This window comes from Alkalicoccus daliensis, from assembly GCF_900103955.1.
Taxonomy (GTDB): domain Bacteria; phylum Bacillota; class Bacilli; order Bacillales; family Salisediminibacteriaceae; genus Alkalicoccus; species Alkalicoccus daliensis.
This window is the reverse complement of sequence record NZ_FNIL01000003.1, coordinates 193,215-212,305: the sequence shown is the minus strand read 5'-3', so window position 1 is coordinate 212,305 and position 19,091 is coordinate 193,215. Positions and strand designations below refer to the sequence as shown.

Genomic DNA, 19,091 nt, shown 5'->3' with positions numbered 1-19,091 from the left:
AAAACAATGAATTTGAGCAATTCCTTTATTGTTCGTAAAAGGGACCTATATATTTATAAGCCACAAGGCTTACTGGAAATTAGACTGCGGCTGATTATAAAGACAGCAGAAAACAAGTAGGATTTTAATCAAGGTGACATCTGCTCTTCATACATAAGCAGGCTGCATACGACAGCACAGACAGAAAACAGCTCTTCTTCAAGATACAGGCTCCAAACTTTGCGTTTGATTTCAGCAAGATTCTCTCACAAATCCCATTCTTCCCGCTGAAAGAAATTTAAAAGAGAAATTTTCATACGGTGCAGCAGATCACAGTATGTTGACATAGCAGAAATATTTTACGAAAAGAGGAGGAAGTACAATGCAGCTGGTACGGTTCTTTGCAGAAAAGAAAGTAGTCGTCATTTTACTGGTTCTTACGATTTTAATCTCCGGGGTTTACGGCGCAGGGAAGCTTGATCGCGAACTGCTTCCTGCGATGTCATTTGATGGTGCGCAGATATTTATAAATGCGGGAGATATGTCTTCAGCAGATGTTGAAAAAGAAATTACCATTCCGGTAGAAGAGCGCCTTCAGCAGATGGAAGGAATAAAGCAGGTAAACAGTTCTTCTTCTATCGGTGTCAGCTCCATGTGGATCCAAACGGAAGAAGGAGAGGGAGAAGAAGTTTATCAGGAAATTGAAGCCGAAATAAATGCTCTTCAAAATACGCTTCCGCAGGTGGAAGATATTAATATGCAGCAATATTCTACAGATCAGCCATATGAATTTTTTATGACAGTACATGGCGGTTCCATGGAGGAAATGTCTGTTTTTGCAGATGATGTAGTGAAAACACGTTTAGAAGCACTTCCTGAAGTACGGGAAATAAAACTGGATGGACTGGAACAAAAAGATATTGAAATAGTACTGGATCAGAAAAAGCTGCAGCAGGAGGAACTTACTTCTGCACAGGTAGCAGAGACATTAACACAGTCGGATCAGGATGTTTCGTTAACAGCGGCAGGAAGCGATACGGACGCTATACGCTGGAAAAATAAAATTCAGACGGTGGAAGAATTGGAAAAAACGGAGATTATTTCTGCCGGAGGAAACGCAGTTTCCTTGAGCGAACTAGGAGAAATCAAGGAAGAAAAAAATAACCTCAGCTCTCCGGGCTGGTATAACGGTTCTGAGAATTTTGTTTTTATCCAGGCAGGAAGAGCAGAAGGTGTCACGCAAATTCAGATGGCAGAAAGTATCCGCGCAGAGGTGGAGAAAATTCGTGCGGATGGACAAATAGAAGGATTTGAACTGAACGAACTTGTCGCACAGGCTGACTATGTGACAGATGCAATTGACGGCGTGAGTTTAAATATTCTGCTTGGCGGAATTATTGCGGTTGCCGTGCTGTTTCTATTTTTAAGAAACTTCCGTGCGACATTCATTATTGGCATATCGATTCCTATTTCTATTTCACTTACTTTTACGGGGATGTGGCTGTTCGACTACAGTTTTAATATTCTTACGCTGATTGGATTGGGGCTTGGGATAGGAATGATGGTGGATTCTTCTATTGTGATTCTGGAATCCATCTACCGGAAAAAAGAACAGGGGTTAAAAAAGCTTGATGCAGTAACAGCTGGAGTAAAAGAGGTAGCCTCTGCAGTAATCGCTTCGATGGTAACGACAATTGTGGTATTCCTGCCAATCGGACTGCTGGGCGGGGAGATTGGCACGTTTATGATCGTCCTCTCCCTCGTAGTAGTGATTACGCTTGTAAGTTCCGTGATTGTAGCGTTCACATTGATCCCTTCTCTCAGTAAAAGTTTTCTGAAGCTGAAAGTAAATCAAAAAGATTTAAAAGAAGGAATGGCCATAACAGCATACGGAAGAGTAATTCAGTTCCTCGCCGGGAAAAAACTGTACCGTTTTTCGGTTATATTCATGTTTCTCCTGTTGTTCGCAGGGTCTCTGGCACTTTTTCCTAAAATACCTTCAACGGTAATGCCGGATGTTTTTAACCGCTATACAGAAATGGCAGTACCGGTGGAGAGTGGGACGACACCAGAGCAGAGAGAGCAGGCAGCTGTAAAGATCCACGAAAAATTATCAAAAATTCCTGATGTAGAGGCGAATCTTATCATGGATGATATCGATTATTTCTACGTGCTTGTAAACATGACAAAAGGCGGGGAAATTACAGTGCCCCAGGAGGAAGTAAACGAAGCAATAGATAAGGAACTGCGGGAACTTGCTGCAGATCTGCCAATTGATACGGGAGGAGACTTTACCGGTGCAGGTGGCCAGCCTGTAGTCGTGGAAATTATGGGAGAGGATTTTGGGGAACTTGAGCAGATTGCTTCCGATGTTGAAGAAAGACTTGCTGCAGTTGAAGGAATTACCGGGATTACATCGTCTTCAGAAAATAAACTGCAGGAACAACTGATTCAATTAAATACCACTGAAATGGAAAGAGATGGGGTACAGGAGCTGCAGCTGCTGCACCAGATGCAGGCATCGGCTGATAAACTGCCGGCAGGCACGATCGGAGAAGGAAGAGAGCAGACAGATATCTTTGTGAGGGCTGATGTGGAGAACCTGCTGGAGCAGGAAATACAGACAGCAGAGGGCCTTAAAACGATGTCGAATTATATTTCGCTGGAAGAAACGGAAGTACCGGCTGCAATTGACCGAAGAGACGGTACAAGAATGATTACCGTTTCCGCCGGCCTGGAAGGAAGAGACCTTGGCGCGGTCAACCGTGATATGGAAGAGCTGCTCAGTAAGTACGAAGTTCCGGCAGGATATTCCATCGATACTGGTGGAAGTCTGCAGGAGCAGTCAGAAGCAATGCAGGAAATGATGATCATCCTGGGAATTGCGGTGTTTTTAGTCTACGCAGTGATGGCGGTGCAGTTCAACAGTTTTGTTCATCCGCTGATTATTATGTCTGTGATTCCATTAACAGCAACAGGCGCACTGCTGGGACTGCTGCTCACACAGTCTGAACTCAGCGTTTTGTCAGCACTGGGGATGGTTTTTCTTATAGGTATTGTATTAAACAATGCGATCCTCTTAATAGATCGGACAAAACAGCTGCGAAAAGAGGGGCTGGAACCTAAAGCCGCAATTATGGAAGCCGGAAAAAACAGAATTCGGCCGATTTTTATGACAACACTGACTACCTGCGGCGGTATGCTGCCGCTTGCCATCGCAGCAGATGCTGCCAGTAATTATCAGTCTCCCCTGGCGATTGTTATTATTTCCGGGCTGCTGTTTGCGACCTTTATCACACTGCTGATGATCCCATCGTTATACCTGGTGATGGAGGATGTGAAAGCCGGTTTTCAGAAGTTCAGAAGAAAAAACAAAAAAGAAGTCATGAAAGCTGCTTAAGCAGACAAGATAAAATAAAGAAGAATCATTAGTTACTATAAGGAGAACCGGGAAGCTTCCTTTTTCCTCGCTGGTTTTCTACTGATAAAAAATTAAAGTTAAAGCTGTCTTTTCATTGGGGCGGCTGATAAATTCATAGAATCTTACAAAATACGCCTGCAGTAAGCAAAAAGCCTGCAAACAGCTGATAGAAAGGAACAATAGATGTAAAGCTAGTTTGAATTCGTACATTCTGGGAATAAGTTTTATATCTTGAAATTTCCATTTATAAGTTGACTGTACAATGAATATAGAGGAGGCTGTAATAATGAAAAAACGTATTGTAGGCGTATTTGACTCTGAAAAAGAAGTAGCAGCAGCTGTCGAAGACTTGAAGCTGGAAGGTCACCGTCCGGAAGAGATTTCACTCATTGCGGAAAAAGGGGAAAAAACTGAGTGGCTGGAACAGGAAACAAATGCGAAAATTGAAACACCGGAAGAAGGATCCCAAAAAGATAATGAAGAAAACCTATCTTTCATGGATAAAGTGAAAATGGCGTTTAAAGGCCAGACAGAATTTTCCGGAGCAGAAACTTATGAAGGAAATGATCCGCTTGATTTTAAAGCGCACGGTTTCAGTGAAGGAGAAGCAAATGAATACGAACAGGCAGTAAAAGATGGAAAAGTTGTAGTACTGGCACCGCAGAAAACAACGGATGCGGACAAAGGTATCACGGACAGCCAGGGAGGAGAGCATCAGAATGAAGCCGGCGAAGATTTACCGGATAACGAGCTGGCTGACCCGCTTCGTCCAAATCAGGAAGGCACTGCGAGTCCATCCGGAAAAAATAATTCTGAAGATCCTGTGAGAGAAAAAGAGAAGTCCAATACAGAAGATCCGGAAAACCCTGGCGGACCAAGTCAAATTGGAGATCCAATGAGTCCGGAAGATCCGGAAGAACAGGCAAAAGAATCTCCAAAATTTCCACAGGATACAGATGTAGATCCGGAAGAAAGAGCAAGAAATAAAGAAAAAAAGCCATCAGACGACTAAAATGATGAATTAGAATGTATGTAAAAGCCGCTGGAATTTTCCAGCGGCTTTTCTGCTGTACTTGTGGTAAGAAAGTTATTCGTCTTTCTTTTGTTTCCCGGAGATCCCATAGAACAACAGCTTCATAATGTCTTCAGTTAATGGGAGTATCTTGGAATACACATCTTCTTTTTGCATCTGTTCCTGGAGCATCTGTATATAAAACAAGATTGCCTCGTTTGAAATCTCAGGATCCACATACCCTTGCTCTCTGCCTTCATCAAACAGGTTTATCAGCCGGGGAAGCGCTTTGTTATGATAAAAGTCTTCAATATAGGTGGTGCCGCTCGTATATTCTTTCATAAAATAAATGTAAAAGTCCTCATGGATATTTTCTGCCGCCTGTTTTTTGTTGAATATTAGCTTTTGTATTTTTTCAGGAAAGGCAATATCTTCGTCCATCACTGCGAGCCCTTCAGCCCATGCTTTATCCACATAGTAAATAATCGTTTCATGAATTAAGTTGTCTTTACTTTGAAAATAATTATATATAGTTACTTGTGATACTCCTGCTTTCGCAGCAATTTCATTCACAGCTACTTTATTCACCCCGTGCCCCATGAATAACTCCAGCGCAGACTCCAGGATTTCTTTTTTCTTTAACTCTCTCCGGCGTTCAAATCCATCCATACTTTTCACCTCTTTCCAACATAGTAATAAAAAATATGAAATAAAACAATTAATAAAGTTCATAATCTATTGCTATTCTTTAAATAAATATATATTATGAACTTATAAAGTAAAAATATTTCATAATTATTACTGCTTCTTGAAAGGAGCCTTATACATGGATATTCTGCAGGTGAAAAACTTAACGAAAAAATTTGGCAGCTTTAAAGCACTGCATGATGTGAATTTCAACGTAAAAAAAGGGGAAATCTTTGGTTTTATCGGTCCGAACGGGGCGGGGAAATCTACCACTATCCGTGTGCTGCTTGGAGTGTTGAAAGCGACAGAAGGAGAAGTGAAACTTTTTGAAAAGGATGCTTGGAAAGATGCTGTAGAGATTCATAAACGAATTGCTTACGTGCCGGGGGATGTGAATTTATGGCCGAATTTAACGGGAGGAGAAATAATTGACTTGTTCATCAAGCTGCGCGGGGGAAATTCTGCAAATAAACGAGAGGAGCTGGTAAAGCGTTTTGACCTGGATCCTTCCAAAAAAAGCAGAACATATTCTAAAGGGAACCGGCAGAAGGTTGCGTTAATTGCAGCTCTTTCTTCTGAAGCAGACTTTTATATTCTGGATGAGCCTACTTCAGGACTTGATCCGCTGATGGAGCGGATCTTTCAGGAATGTGTGCTGGAACTAAAGGCACAGGGGAAAAGTGTGCTGCTCTCCAGTCATATACTTTCAGAAGTGGAAAAACTGTGTGACAGAGTAGGGATTATCCGGGAAGGACAGATAATTGAGACGGGATCACTGAAAGAACTGCGGCATTTAACAAGAACACAGATTTTACTTGAAACAAAAGAACCCGTACCGGAGCTGAACAAACAAAAAGGAGTACATGACATTTCAAGCACAGACCAGGGGATAACCTTTCAGGTGGACACTGAAGAAATGGACAGCGTAATGCGGTATATCACCCAATTCGGCATAGTAAAGCTGGAGAGTGCTCCTCCTGCGCTGGAAGACTTGTTTATGCGGCATTATGAAGGAACAAAAAAGAGCGGATCGGGAGCTGGAGGTGAAGGCTGATGAATGAAAGTGTAACTGCAAACACAAGCCGTTTATCACTTTTTATGTTCCGGCTGGACCGGATACGAATTTTTCTCTGGCTGACTGGCCTTAATTTCTTTACTTTAATTGTCCCCATTTCTTTTGTGTCCCTGTATTCAAGTGAACAGGAAAGAGCAGCGATGGCGGAGACGATGCAGAACCCGGCGATGACGGCGATGGTGGGGCCTGCTGATTTAAGCAATTACACACTGGGAGTGATGACAAGCCATCAGATGCTGTTAATGACAGCTGCTGTTGCAGGACTGATGAGTATTCTGCTTGTAACGAGGCATACCCGGGCAGATGAAGAAGAAGGAAGAGTGGAGTTAATCCGGTCTCTTCCTGTAGGAAGGCTGGCCTATTTAAACGCTGCGCTGTTCGTAATCAGCTGTGTTTGTGTTATTTTAGCGATTATTAATGGAGCCGGTTTATATATGCTTGGAATTGAATCGATGCAGCTCGAAGGCTCGCTGTTATATGGAGCAGCATTAGGAGGCACCGCACTCGTATTTGCTGGCATTACAGCGTTCTTTTCCCAGCTTTCAGATAATGCACGCGGTACTGTCGGATTATCAATCGGTTTTCTGCTGGCAGCTTATCTTTTTCGCGCAGTAACTGATATAAGCAACGAATCCCTTTCGTGGTTGTCCCCTTTGGGCTGGGTAACAAAAACAGAAGCCTATGGAGCAAATAACTGGTGGCCGGTTGTGCTGATGGTGATATTTGCTTTTGTGATGTTTGCTGCCGCAAACTATTTACATGCTATCAGAGATTTGGAAAGCGGTTTTCTTCCGGCAAGATCCGGGAGAACGCATGCAGGGAGTTTCCTGCAGAGTCCTTTTGCACTTGCGTTCCGATTACAAAGAACAGGATTTATTGCCTGGGCAATAGGACTTTTTGTAATAGGAGCTTCCTATGGATCGGTACTTGGAGATATGGAATCTTTTTTTGAAGGAAATGAACTAATGGAACAGATGCTGCAGCCGGAAGCAGGGCTTACCCTGACAGAAACGTTTATACCAATGCTGCTTATCGTACTGTCACTCCTTGCAGCAATACCTCCGGTAATGTCGATGAATAAACTTCGGGGTGAAGAGAAAAAAGGAAGACTTGATCACATGTTAGGCAGGGCGGTTTCCAGGAATAAACTGATGGGAAGTTACTTTACGCTTGCTGTAGTTAATGGATTTGTCATGCTGATGCTTGCCGGCTTCGGTCTATGGGCAGCGGGAAATGCGGTAATGGAAGAAGGATTTTCTTTTTCTATGGTAATGGGAGCGGCAGCTGCTTATTATCCTGCGATACTAGTAATGATCAGTTTGTCAGCAGCATTCATCGGATGGTTTCCTAAATTTCTTACTCTGGTTTGGGTATATATTTTTTATTCGTTTATCGTGCTGTACCTTGGCGGATTATTTCAATTTGCAGACTGGATCGGGGAACTTTCTCCCTTTGGACATGTACCGCAGTATCCGGTAGAAGACATGGCCATATTTCCATTGGTTGTCTTGATGCTGATCGCAGCGGTAATTGCTGCTGCCGGGTTTATTGGATTCAGAAAAAGAGATATTGAAAACTAACTTTCATAAAAGCAGAGCTTATATTAATTCCCGGGAGCATTCAGCGTTGAATGCTCCTGGTTTTTTTTATGCTGTTTCGTATTATTTTGGAATTAAAATTCTACAGTAGAAGGTTAAAACGGAATTCTTTAACAGAGACACTCATGCAAAATTTTTGCACCATGAAAGATGAAAAGAAATATTGCTGTGTCACACAGGAGAGGACGCCATCGGCTATTCCTTGCCGAGAGTGGCACAACGTGATATTTCTCCTAATACGAAGCTGTTTTAGGGTAGCATTTAAAAAATTGGAGCTTCTAACATATATTAGGTTCATCACCACGAATGTAGTTAACAAGAAAAAATCGAAATAGAAAAAGATTTCACACAAAATAACACTCCTTCTGCAGACAAAGTGGAAATTGGCCGAGTCGAAGATCCATTCCGCCCGACCAACCGGAGGTAGGAATTAGCTGGGGCCGGCCCGCCCGGAAAGTGTCCCCATGGAGACAAAGGCTGCAATCATCAAGGTGAAATAATAACTATCTGTATTTCAACTGCATGGTAAGGTGAAGAACCATATATTAGCAAAGGAAAAGGAGATCTTAGGAATGATCGTCCTGCCAAAAAAATTCTTAGTTTGATCTCATCTCTCATGGGAATAGATTATATATAGCATTAAAATAGAAGGAGGTAATATATATGTCTAAACAAGTTGTAGGAGCATTTGATTCAGAATCGCAGGTAATAGAGGTCGTGGAAAGACTGGAATCAGAAGGACACCGTGCGGAAGATATTACACTGATTGCCAAGGATGTTGATACTACTTCATGGCTTCGTAAAGAAACTTCTGCCCATGTAGATACTGCCGAAGGTCATGTAGCACCTGGAGAAAGCGGGGAGCCTTCCTTCTGGGAAAAAGTAAAAGCTGCATTTAAAGGAGATACAACCCTGCATGGCAGGGATCCGGATAATATTCACAAAGAGTTAACGGAATTTGGCTTAACGCAGGAACAAGCGGAAAAACATGAATCAGACGTAAAAAATGGAAAAGTATTAATCATGGCTCCTCATGAACCAGCAAGGGGTCTTGGTGCTGAAAGTGAAATTGGGGAAAATGATAAAAACGAAAAAAATGTAGGAGCTCCCCCTTATGGAGAAGGGACAAGCCGGGCAGGAGATCCATTAAACCCGCAGAACCCTCCTACAGATGAAGATAAGCGGGAAAAATTCTAGAAATAGAGAGATATTGCAAAAGAGATTGAACGTGGAGAAGTAAATAATGAAAGAAGCAAAAAAGATGGTCCCGGTATTTGCCGGGACCACCTTTTTTAATAAAATTTAACTTTACAAAAAATATGCTAAGATAATTTTTCGAAAGGATAAAATAACACTTCTTTTGCTTTGGAGTAATGTACAAGAGGTTCTGTTTTTGATATTTCCGGATTTATAAAATCAAGCAGCTCGTTTTTGTGAATGGTTAATTCTGCCTCTCTAAGCTCCCAGGGCTCATGATGAATAGGACCTTTTGTAACCTTGCCATTTTTTGCTTTTAATAATGCATATCTTTCCGTAAGCCAATGGGTTAAAGTGTCCGGCTTAGACTTGGAAGGTTTGGAGACAGGAGCATACGAGCAGGAGAAAGAAGCTTTTGCTTTACCATCATGCGTTCTTTTGCTTTCATATTTTATTGTTCCATCCTTCTCTTCAATTTTCATATCTGCATGATAATAAGGAAGACCTACAACAGATCGTGCGGTGCGCACTACCAGGGAAGAATCTGCATCCATTGTAAAAAAGTAAACCGCTTTTTCTCCTTTATAAGTTACATAAGTGCGTACATTCAGTTCTAAAAAATCGTCTGCAGAAAAGATCCTGCCGAATTTTCTCGCCTGGTTTTCTGTTCCCAGAAAAGGAACGATCCCTATCCAGGCCTGTCCTTCGAAAGTATCTATTTCCAGCTCTTCTGGTATGTGTGTTCGCAGATCTTCTATTGCAATGGGATAATGAATAAATAAAAGATCATTCCAATTTTGTTTTGCGAGCCAGTTTTTTTTCGTTTTTGCCATGAGTGACACTCCTTCATATCATTGATAAAGACTTCGAATTATTGCATTTACCTGCGGTGCGGCTCTCGTTGTGAGCTGGTGTGAAGCATTCGAGATTTTAATTAACTGTAGCTGCGGCAGTTTTTGCCGGTATAAATCAGCGTAAGGACGGGCTACGGGATCCCATGCTCCATATATAAAAGCAACTGGACATTCTATAGATGAAATTTTATTCATAATAGAATAATGACGTCCATTCCTGTAGATATTTTTAACAACTGAAAAAGAAGACTGCTCAATGTTGCGCTGCAGGTTTTTTCGTACTTTTTTATTCGAACTGTGGGCAACAGCCAGGCCTGCAGCCAGGAAGCGTTTAAAATTCATTGCTGTCACAGCTTCGCCGGTTTTAATTTTGGCAGCAAGCAGCTTTGTACGTACTTCAGGAAAGCTTGCCAGCAGTATAATTCCTGCAGCCCTGTCAGGGTGAGCAGCTGCAAATTCCTGGACTGGAGAACCTCCGAGGGAATAGCCGCACAGTAGAATTTTTTCTAAAGATAAATGATCAGCCAGTGCCAGAATATCATCTGACCACTCTCTTATAGATTGCTCCTGAATGTTTTCTTTCCCGCTTTTTCCATTGCCGGCAGGGTCAAAAGTGATCACCTGGAAATGGTCAGCCAGCTGTGAAAATTGATATTGAAAAGCTTCCGCTCCCAGTGCAGGTGGAGGAACAAAAATGATTGGAGTGCCACTGCCTGTACTTTTATAGTGAATTTGTGTATTAATAGATGTGAAATATGGCATTGTAATCCTCTCCTGACTGACTACAATTTTTAATACCTTTAATACTCAAGTTTAAAACATAAGCTACCTTGAAAATAAAAGTTCCGCTAAAAAGAAGTAATACTGCTGCTTCACTTTCGGAGTGGCTTACCCAAGGGCTTGTTCTCGACTAATTTTGACGGAAAGAACGTCCGCCAAAATAAATTCTCCAACTGCGCTCGTGCGTCCTCTCCTTCGTTCCACAGCAGTATTAATTTTCATACTCCCTGGAAAAGATATTGCATAGGAACAGAAATTTCGCCGAACTGGCCACCTAGAATTTCCTGAAGCATTTTAGCAAAAATCGATCCGGTTTTTCCGGCTTTGCATGAAATTGAAGTTCTTTTCTATGGTAAAACATAGTCAATCACTCCTTATTAATTTTAATAATTTATCAACTTTCTTCATGTACCAAACCTCAAAATGAAAATGTATTAAATTTCGAAAAATCAATTCCACTTCAGCGTGCATAAACAAAGGACTTTATAACTAAAGTACAGACATTTTTTAATCATGGCACCCAACCTTTATGCATGGAAACTCTTTAAAGAATTCCACCTTTCTCCAAAAATAAACACAGGAAGGGAAAAATAGAAAAATCTTTATAAAATACCTATTTATCTTCTTTAGAACAAAACAACGGTATAAAATGCAGCCATCTTTAGTGTTCGCTTTCAGGCGAGTATTGCAAAGTATAAGTCCCAGACGAATTGCTCAGCAGAGCCTCGACGAGATATTATCTTCTTTTTTAACTGAACATTTACTGAAAATATCTGTATATAGCACCGAAACTTTCTACTAATATGTGGTTTTCTGCATTTGTACTATCAAATTGATTCTTGATAATCAGTAGTTAAAAGACTTCCTTCCTATCTGGACCCCGCGTTTTCCCTTCGTCTTCAAAGCGTCTTTCTGCAAAAGGAGTTTTAAATAATATGCATAAAGGTAAAAGACTAGTGACATTCTTATGAGGGAAGGAGAGAAATCAGACATATATAATTTGTAGATTTTAACTAATGCTTTTCAAAAAACGATTTCTCCACTTTATCGAAAACACAAAAAATTAATAAACTGTCAGGAGATCTAATTACTAAAAATCAAGCTTTAAAGATAAGCTTGAAATTTACAGAAAAGAGGGATAATCTTGCAAATTCAACAGGGAGCAGCACCAGAATTTCTGGATACCGGCAGAAAACCGGTGCAAGGGGCAAGAGGCGCCGTTACTTCTCCAAACTACTTAGCTACGCAGGCCGGGGAACAGGTCATCCGAAAAGGCGGTCATGCTGTGGAAGGTGCAATAGCTGTAAATGCAGTCCTCTGCGTCGTATATCCGCATATGGCTGGTCTCGGAGGCGACTTATTTGCACTGGTCTATGACCAGCAGGAAAAACGTGTACAGTCTATAAATGGCAGTGGACGGGCTGGTGAAAATGCTTCGATTTCCTGGTATAAAGATCGGGATTATAAGAGTATCCCGGACAGAGGTATCGAGGCTGCAAACACGGTACCTGGAACAGTGGATGCCTGGGAAAAACTGCACCAGCAGCACGGAAAGCTTGAGTGGAAAGAATTATTTGAAGATGCGATTTATTATGCAGAGCATGGTTTTCCTGTCTCCGAAAAATTCAACCGCTTTATCAATGAAAAAGCGGAAGTAATTGAAATGAATGAAGAAGCAAGTTCTGTATTTTTCCAGGAAGGAAAAGGTTTAGAGCCAGGGTGGCTCATGGTACAAAAAAATCTTGCCTGGACGTTAAAACAAATCGCAGATCATGGAGCTTCATCTTTTTATCAAGGAGAAATTGCAGATAAAATGATTGCTTCTCTGGAAAAGCATGATGGACTGCTTACTAAAGAAGATTTAAAAAATCATGTATCAGACTGGCAGGAACCAATTTCAACCACATACAAGAAAGATTACGAAATTTTTGAAATGCAGCCGAATACGCAGGGGATAGGGACCCTGATGATGCTGAATATTTTAGAGAAATATAATTTGAAAGAGCTCGGTGATAACTCGGTCGGATACTATCATTTAATGGCAGAAGCGGCGAAAATTGCGTTCACTTACCGGGACCAGTGGGTGACAGATCCTGCGTTTGAAGATGTACCGGTAAAAGATCTGCTTTCAGAAGCGCACACGGAAAAAATGCTGGGCCAAATTAATATGGATAAAGCATTTCCTGTCAAAGATCTGCCGGAGTTGCCGGAACTTGATGTAAACAAAGATACAACTTATTTTGCAGTAACAGACAAAGACGGAAATGCAGTTTCCATGATCCAAAGTATTTATCATGAATTCGGTTCAGGATTTATGGTGGAAGACTGTGGATTTCTCCTGCAGAACCGTGGTTCTTTCTTTAGTCTGGATGAAGAGCATCCGAACAAACTGGAGCCGGGAAAACGAACTTTCCATACGATTATTCCAGCGATGGCACTGAAAAATGATGAGCCATTTTTATTGTTTGGAACGATGGGCGGAGAAGGACAGCCGCAGAGCCAATGTGCACTTTTTACACGAATTGTGGAATTCGGCTATGATATGCAGCAGGCAATTGAAGCGCCAAGATGGCTGTATGGCAGGACTTGGGGCGAAGACAGCTCTTCATTAAAACTGGAAAGCCGTATTCCTGATGCAGTCGTTACAGCACTAGCAGATAAAGGCCATGAAATTGAACCTGCCCTAAGCTACTCCCAGCAGATGGGGCACGCGCAGGGAATTATTATCAGAAACAAAATATACGAAGCCGGTGCGGACCCTCGCGGGGATGGTATTGCACTGAGCTGGTAACCTCAAATTCAGGAAGGAGCGATAAGGATGGAAGATACGAACCTTCCAGTAGATTTACTTCATTGGGGAGTCGCAGTACTCCCCCTTGTTTTATTATTAATTATGCTGGTGGTACTTAAGTGGTCCGGCCCGCGGTCCGGGTGGATTGCTATGGGTATTGCTACAGCAATCGCATTTTTAGTGTATCAGGCACCAATTGACAATGTAGCAGTTGGCTTCGGTAAAGGACTCTGGGAAGCATTTTTTATTCTGCTTGTTGTCTGGCCGGCACTTTTACTTTATCAGGTAACGAAAGAAGCAGGTGCCTTTGATGTCATCCGGGAAGGAATCCAGGATAAAAGTCAGAACTACTTGTTTCTAGTGCTTGCTTTCGGTTGGGTATTTGCTTCGTTTTTACAGGGTATTGCAGGCTTCGGTGCGCCGATCGCGATTGTTGCACCTTTATTAATTGGAATCGGTGTAAAACCTGTTACTGCCGTAGTTATTCCTTTGATTGGCCATGCCTGGGCAAATATGTTCGGCACACTGGCCGTAGGTTGGATTGCAACTGTAAACGCAGTGGAAATTCAGGAACAGGCATTAACAATTCTTTATACATCCATTCTCTTATGGATTCCAAATCTGCTTGCAGGGCTGATGATTTGTTACTTATTTGCAAAATGGAAAGGGATTAAAGAAGGTTTTGTTGTCGTTATTATTATTTCCCTTATTCATGGGGGAGGACAGCTGGCACTTGCACAGCTGAATCCAACGCTTAGTACGTTCATCCCGGCAACCATTGCCATGGGAGTACTTCTCTTATTTGCAAAACGAAAGAAGTACAGCGAAAAATCGCCGTCAGAAGAAGATACAGATATTTTAGAGGAAAAAGAAAAAGACAATGGAAAAAAACCGGATATTTCTATGCATAAAGCTTTAATGCCTTATTATGTATTAACTATAGTATCCGTGATCGCTTTGGGGATTCCGCAGATCAATAACATGCTGGATCAGCTTGAATTCGGTCCTCCGTTCCCTGCTACAGAGACAGGTTACGGCTTTGAAGAAGAAGCAGAGGAAGCATATTCTCCAATTGCACCATTAACGCATCCAGGGCTGTATTTGCTATTAGCTTCCGCCTTCGGTGTGTTCTGGTATAAAAGATTGGAACTGTATTCTTCCGACACATTAAAATCCGTCTGGAAGGGAGTAAAGGGAAATGCTGTGGGAGCTTCTCTGGCAATTTCCGGGTTTCTGACGATGACAGAGATCATGGGCAGTTCCGGACAGACGACAGTTCTTGCACTCGGTATTGCGATGGTATCAAATCCACCTGTATACGTTGCGCTTGCGAATGTTATCGGTATTACAGGTGCATTTATGACATCATCCAACACTTCCTCCAACGTGCTGTTCGCACCATTGCACGGAAATGTTGCACAGTCTATGGACGGATTGAATCTGGCACAGACAATTGCAGCGCAGTCGACAGGCGGTGCTATCGGTAACTCCATTGCTCCCGCCAACGTGGTACTTGGTACAAGTACAGCTGGAATTCAAGGAAGAGATGCCGAAGTATTCAAACCTGCAATAGTATTTTGTCTGATTGCAGGAGTTGCAGTTTCTGCGACAGCAGTTTTACTTCACTTCATTGGAGGGTAAAGAGTAAATAGTTTACAGAGCAGCGTTTCAGTTAACGCTGCTCTTTTTTTTAAATCAAACAGAGGAGGATGAAGATGAAAGAAAACATGAACATACCGGATTATTCAGCATCATACTGGAGAACACATAGTGAAAACAGGTCATTTCCAGCATTAGAGGAAGATATTCATGTGGATACTGCTGTAGTTGGAGGGGGAATTGCAGGTATTTTAACTGCATACTTATTAACACTGGAAGGCCAGAAGGTTGCCCTGCTGGAAGGAACTTCTCTCATGGATGGGACTACTGGTTTTACTACAGCAAAAGTTACAGCCCAGCACGATGTTATGTACAATGAGCTGATAGAAAATCAGAGTGAAGAGAGTGCAGCGAAGTATTTTCTGGCGCAGACAGAGGCAATGAACAAAATAGTACAGCTGATTTCAGAACAGCAGATTGACTGTGATTTTAAAAAGCAGGAAGCAATTTTACACGCAGGTACAGAAAAAGGAAAAAAACAGCTGTTAAAAGAAAAAGAAGCGTATGACAAACTGAACATTCCCCACGAATTCCATGAAACTTCCGATCTGCCGTTTTCTACGGAAGCAGCATTGATAATGCAGGATCAGTTTCATTTTCATCCAGTAAAGTTTTTAAATAAAATTATTGAAAGAATTACAGAACTTGGCGGGAAAATATACGAAAATTCAACGGCAGTAGATTTCAAAGGGAAAAACCCTGTAGAACTGGAAATGAGAAATGGCAGTAAAGTAAATGCTTCAAACTTAATAATGACAACGCATTTTCCATTTAAAGACTCTCTTGGGTTCTATTTTTCAAGACTTCACCCGAGCCGTTCTTATTCCATTGTAGTGAAAACGGAAAAACCTGTCCCGGATGGGATGTATCTGGGCTTTGATAAACCGAGTTTTTCTCTGCGGCATGTAGATATTGACGGGGAAAAATATGCATTGATTGGTGGGGAAGGCCACAAAACTGGGAAAAGTAACAACACGATGGAGCACTATGAGAACCTGAAGCGATTTGCTGCTGAAAATTTTGGAGCATACGAGATGGCATACAGATGGTCTTCACAGGATCTCACTACCCTAGATAAAATCCCCTATATCGGCCAGGCTGTTACCGGCAGGCCGAACGTCTACGTAGCTACAGGGTTCAAAAAGTGGGGAATGTCCAACGGAATGGTGGCTGCACAGGTATTAACAGACACAATTCTGGAAAAAGAAAATGAATTTGTTTCGCTGTTTGATCCGCGCCGGTCTCATTTGAAGGTTGATGACGGTCTGACTCTAGCGAAAGAAACATTGGATGATGGGACGCAGTTTGTAAAATCGCATTTAAAACGTAAAGAAGAAGAGCTGGAGCAACTGCAGAATGATGAAGGAGCAATTATTCAATATGATGGGAAGAAAACTGGTGCCTACCGGGATGAAAAAGGAGAACTTCATCTTATAAATCCAGTGTGTACCCATATGAAATGCGGAGTGGAATGGAATAATGCGGAAAGGTCCTGGGACTGCCCCTGCCACGGCTCCCGCTTTGCGGTTGACGGGGAGGTAATTGAAGGACCGGCACTTAAACCTTTGAAAAAAATAGAAGCCGACAAAAAATAAAGGAGCGTATATACATGAAAGTGAAAACACCGATACCTAAGACGAAAGGTTTTGACAAAACAAAAGCTCTTATCCAGGAGGGTTTCCATTTTCTGCCGAGCCATCGGGAAGAGCTGCAGTCAGATATCTTTAAAACAAGAATTGCCGGACAAAAAACAATATGCATGGCAGGAGAAGAAGCCGCTGAAGTATTTTATGATAATGACAAATTCAAGCGGAAAGGAGCTATTCCAAAACCCCTTCGCATGACTTTGACAGGGGAAGGCGCTATTCATGGAATGGACGGGGAAGCACATAAACAAAGAAAAAGAATGTTCTTATCTATGATGACGCCGGAAAGGCTTGAAGATATGAAGAAATTCGTAGTGGAGGAACTCGATACAAAATCCGCTCAGTGGGAAAGCAGAGATAAAGTAATTCTATTTGATGAAATGGAAGAAATTCTTACGCGGGCTGCATGCAGATGGGCAGGGGTGCCCTTGTCTGAAGGAGAAGTACAGCAGCGAACGAAAGAGCTGTCAGCCATGGTAGATTCCTTCGGAGGCACGCCCCAGCAATATAAAGACGGAAGAAAAGCGAGAAAAAGCCAGGAAAAATGGCTGGCTGATTATATTAAGCAGATCCGCAAAGGGAAAGTGGAAGTGCCGGCCTACACTCCGGCATATATTGTTGCGCACCATGTAGAAGCGAACGGGAAAAAGCTGGATACAAAAACAGCAGCTGTCTCATTAAATAACGCGTTCCGTCCTCTGCTTGCAGCTGTGCATTTTATTACATTTGGTGCGATGGCAATTCATCAAAATCCGGAAATTGAAGAAAAACTGCGGAAAGATAAAAATAACTATTCTCAATGGTTTACACAGGAAGTCCGGCGGTATTTTCCTTTTGCACCTGCTATGGGTGCCAAAGTTAAAAATGATTTTCACTGGCATGGCCAGGACTTTAAAAAGAATACACTTGTTATCCTGGATCTTTTCGGAACGAACCGTCATCCGGATTCCTGGGAAAAGGCAGATGAATTTATTCCGGAACGTTTCAAGGATTGGAAAGAAAGTCCCTTTGCTTTTGTCCCATTCGGCGGAGGGGATCATCATATCGGCCACCGCTGTGCTGGAGAATGGATGACTGTCATGGTAATGCGTGCAGTTTTTCAATATCTTACAAACAAAATCACTTACCGCGTACCCGAACAAAACCTGGAATATGATTTAAGGCGGATGCCTACCATGCCGAAAAGCGGATTCGTGATGACAGAAGTTAAAAAAGTGGAATCATCTGAAGACATTGAAGAGGATATGAGTGCCCAGCCTGTGATTAGAAACTAAAAACTGCTGTATAACGAAATCGAGAAAAAGACCTTGGGTAAGCCTTTCCGAAAGTGCACAGCATCAGTACTTCTTTTTAACAAAATTTTCTTTTTCAAAACAACTTCAATAAGAAAACCTCATTATAAAATAAAAGTAAGGAGAAGAAAAATGAAAAGATATCTGAGAAAGAACAAAGTGATGCCGATTACCTCCATCGCAAGCGGAGAAGGCTATGCAGTTTCCCAGGATGTATTCTGCTTTCCTGTTCAAATAGCAAATGTTGCCTTTATAGGGACACAGCTTGAAAATGATGACTGGGTGCTGATAGATGCTGGAATGCCCGGCACCGAAAACAAAATTGTAACAGAAGTTAAGTATAGGTTTCGCCAGGAAAAACCGCCGAAAGCTATCGTTCTGACTCATGGGCACTTTGATCATGTGGGAGCGCTGGTGCAGCTTGCAGAAAGATGGGATGTGCCAGTATATGCACATAAACTGGAAGTTCCATATCTGACAGGAGAAGCGAGTTACCCAGAGCCGGATCCGGGAGTGGAAGGCGGCATCGTAGCGAATATGTCAAAACATTTTCCAACGGACCCGGTAGATGTAAGTCAATACATTGAAGTGCTGCCTGAGGATGGATCCGTCCCATACCTCGAAGGATGGAAATGGTACCACACTCCAGGTCATTCTCCCGGGCATATATCACTATTCCGGGAGTCTGATGGAATTTTAATTGCCGGGGATGCCTTTTGTACTGTAAAACAGGATGAATTGTATAAAGTACTGAGACAGACGCAGGAAGTACATGGACCTCCCAGATACTTTACTACAGACTGGACAAAAGCGAAAAAATCAGTTGAAAAATTACGAGATTTAAATCCTTCTGCAGTGTTAGCCGGGCATGGGCAGCCGATGGAAGGTGAAAACCTGGCTGAAGGGCTGAATAATCTTGCTGATAACTTTGAAGAAACGGCCGTTCCTTCTTATGGAAAATATGTGAGAGACGAACAAAACTAATTCCTCTTTTCAGTGGTACTGCTTGAGGAGATTGAGTCGGACACTGTAAATTCTATGTTTAATGGATTTGAAGATGCGGAAAGAGAATTGATGAGTGTTATTTTTGAAATTATCTT

General features: G+C 42.1%; 13 protein-coding genes and 1 pseudogene. 10 read left to right on the top strand and 4 right to left on the bottom strand.

Annotated elements, in window-relative coordinates; translation table 11 throughout:
- Positions 1-361 precede the first annotated feature (361 nt).
- Positions 362-3,379, top strand: a complete 3,018-nt coding sequence (locus BLP92_RS07565) for an efflux RND transporter permease subunit (protein WP_090842174.1) — start codon at positions 362-364, stop codon at positions 3,377-3,379.
- 307 nt (positions 3,380-3,686) lie between these two features.
- On the top strand, positions 3,687-4,412 hold the full coding sequence (locus BLP92_RS07560; RefSeq protein WP_175444213.1) for a general stress protein: 726 nt from the start codon (positions 3,687-3,689) through the stop codon (positions 4,410-4,412).
- A gap of 75 nt (positions 4,413-4,487) precedes the next feature.
- Here the strand turns inward: BLP92_RS07560 and BLP92_RS07555 are convergent, their stop codons facing one another.
- Positions 4,488-5,081: a TetR/AcrR family transcriptional regulator gene (locus tag BLP92_RS07555; protein ID WP_090842170.1), complete on the bottom strand. Its 594-nt coding sequence runs from the start codon at positions 5,079-5,081 to the stop codon at positions 4,488-4,490.
- A gap of 157 nt (positions 5,082-5,238) precedes the next feature.
- Between BLP92_RS07555 and BLP92_RS07550 the strand changes: the two genes are divergently transcribed.
- From BLP92_RS07550 to BLP92_RS07540, 3 genes are all read left to right on the top strand, one after another.
- Complete coding sequence (locus tag BLP92_RS07550) at positions 5,239-6,153, top strand: ABC transporter ATP-binding protein (protein ID WP_090842168.1); 915 nt, start codon at positions 5,239-5,241, stop codon at positions 6,151-6,153.
- Entirely contained in the window at positions 6,153-7,754 is a 1,602-nt protein-coding gene (locus BLP92_RS07545; RefSeq protein ID WP_090842166.1) for an ABC transporter permease, read from the top strand. The genes BLP92_RS07550 and BLP92_RS07545 overlap by 1 nt, the downstream gene beginning before the upstream one ends.
- A 681-nt stretch (positions 7,755-8,435) precedes the next feature.
- Complete coding sequence (locus BLP92_RS07540; RefSeq protein WP_090842164.1) at positions 8,436-8,969, top strand: YflT domain-containing protein; 534 nt, start codon at positions 8,436-8,438, stop codon at positions 8,967-8,969.
- A gap of 125 nt (positions 8,970-9,094) precedes the next feature.
- Here the strand turns inward: BLP92_RS07540 and BLP92_RS07535 are convergent, their stop codons facing one another.
- The 3 genes and pseudogenes from BLP92_RS07535 to BLP92_RS07525 all read right to left on the bottom strand — a co-directional run.
- Positions 9,095-9,802 (bottom strand): YqjF family protein, encoded by a 708-nt coding sequence (locus BLP92_RS07535; RefSeq protein WP_090842163.1) that lies wholly within the window; start codon positions 9,800-9,802, stop codon positions 9,095-9,097.
- An 18-nt stretch (positions 9,803-9,820) separates the two neighbouring features.
- Positions 9,821-10,585 carry an alpha/beta fold hydrolase gene (locus tag BLP92_RS07530; RefSeq protein WP_090842161.1) on the bottom strand — a complete coding sequence of 255 codons (765 nt, stop codon included), beginning with the start codon at positions 10,583-10,585 and terminating at the stop codon, positions 9,821-9,823.
- Between the two features lie 242 nt (positions 10,586-10,827).
- Positions 10,828-10,964 (bottom strand): annotated as a pseudogene (locus BLP92_RS07525) (manganese catalase family protein); the annotation flags it as partial.
- A 783-nt stretch (positions 10,965-11,747) separates the two neighbouring features.
- Between BLP92_RS07525 and ggt the strand changes: the two are divergent.
- The 5 genes from ggt (at position 11,748) to BLP92_RS07500 (ending at position 18,975) form a co-directional block, all read left to right on the top strand.
- Positions 11,748-13,394, top strand: coding sequence for a gamma-glutamyltransferase (gene ggt, locus BLP92_RS07520; protein WP_090842159.1), 1,647 nt, complete (start codon positions 11,748-11,750; stop codon positions 13,392-13,394).
- Between the two features lie 27 nt (positions 13,395-13,421).
- Complete coding sequence (locus BLP92_RS07515; protein WP_090842157.1) at positions 13,422-15,035, top strand: L-lactate permease; 1,614 nt, start codon at positions 13,422-13,424, stop codon at positions 15,033-15,035.
- A 74-nt stretch (positions 15,036-15,109) separates the two neighbouring features.
- Positions 15,110-16,648 carry an FAD-dependent oxidoreductase gene (locus tag BLP92_RS07510; RefSeq protein ID WP_175444212.1) on the top strand — a complete coding sequence of 513 codons (1,539 nt, stop codon included), beginning with the start codon at positions 15,110-15,112 and terminating at the stop codon, positions 16,646-16,648.
- A gap of 14 nt (positions 16,649-16,662) precedes the next feature.
- A complete protein-coding gene (locus BLP92_RS07505; RefSeq protein WP_090842153.1) occupies positions 16,663-17,973 on the top strand; it encodes a cytochrome P450 in 1,311 nt (436 codons plus the stop codon).
- Between the two features lie 150 nt (positions 17,974-18,123).
- Positions 18,124-18,975 carry an MBL fold metallo-hydrolase gene (locus BLP92_RS07500; protein WP_090842151.1) on the top strand — a complete coding sequence of 284 codons (852 nt, stop codon included), beginning with the start codon at positions 18,124-18,126 and terminating at the stop codon, positions 18,973-18,975.
- Positions 18,976-19,091: the final 116 nt, after the last annotated feature.

Coding starts and splice junctions, on each gene's coding strand:
- BLP92_RS07565 (WP_090842174.1), top strand. CDS start 362: ATGCAGCTGGTACGGTTCTTTGCAGAAAAGAAAGTAGTCGTCATTTTA.
- BLP92_RS07560 (WP_175444213.1), top strand. CDS start 3,687: ATGAAAAAACGTATTGTAGGCGTATTTGACTCTGAAAAAGAAGTAGCA.
- BLP92_RS07555 (WP_090842170.1), bottom strand. CDS start 5,081: ATGGATGGATTTGAACGCCGGAGAGAGTTAAAGAAAAAAGAAATCCTG.
- BLP92_RS07550 (WP_090842168.1), top strand. CDS start 5,239: ATGGATATTCTGCAGGTGAAAAACTTAACGAAAAAATTTGGCAGCTTT.
- BLP92_RS07545 (WP_090842166.1), top strand. CDS start 6,153: ATGAATGAAAGTGTAACTGCAAACACAAGCCGTTTATCACTTTTTATG.
- BLP92_RS07540 (WP_090842164.1), top strand. CDS start 8,436: ATGTCTAAACAAGTTGTAGGAGCATTTGATTCAGAATCGCAGGTAATA.
- BLP92_RS07535 (WP_090842163.1), bottom strand. CDS start 9,802: ATGGCAAAAACGAAAAAAAACTGGCTCGCAAAACAAAATTGGAATGAT.
- BLP92_RS07530 (WP_090842161.1), bottom strand. CDS start 10,585: ATGCCATATTTCACATCTATTAATACACAAATTCACTATAAAAGTACA.
- BLP92_RS07515 (WP_090842157.1), top strand. CDS start 13,422: ATGGAAGATACGAACCTTCCAGTAGATTTACTTCATTGGGGAGTCGCA.
- BLP92_RS07510 (WP_175444212.1), top strand. CDS start 15,110: ATGAAAGAAAACATGAACATACCGGATTATTCAGCATCATACTGGAGA.
- BLP92_RS07505 (WP_090842153.1), top strand. CDS start 16,663: ATGAAAGTGAAAACACCGATACCTAAGACGAAAGGTTTTGACAAAACA.
- BLP92_RS07500 (WP_090842151.1), top strand. CDS start 18,124: ATGAAAAGATATCTGAGAAAGAACAAAGTGATGCCGATTACCTCCATC.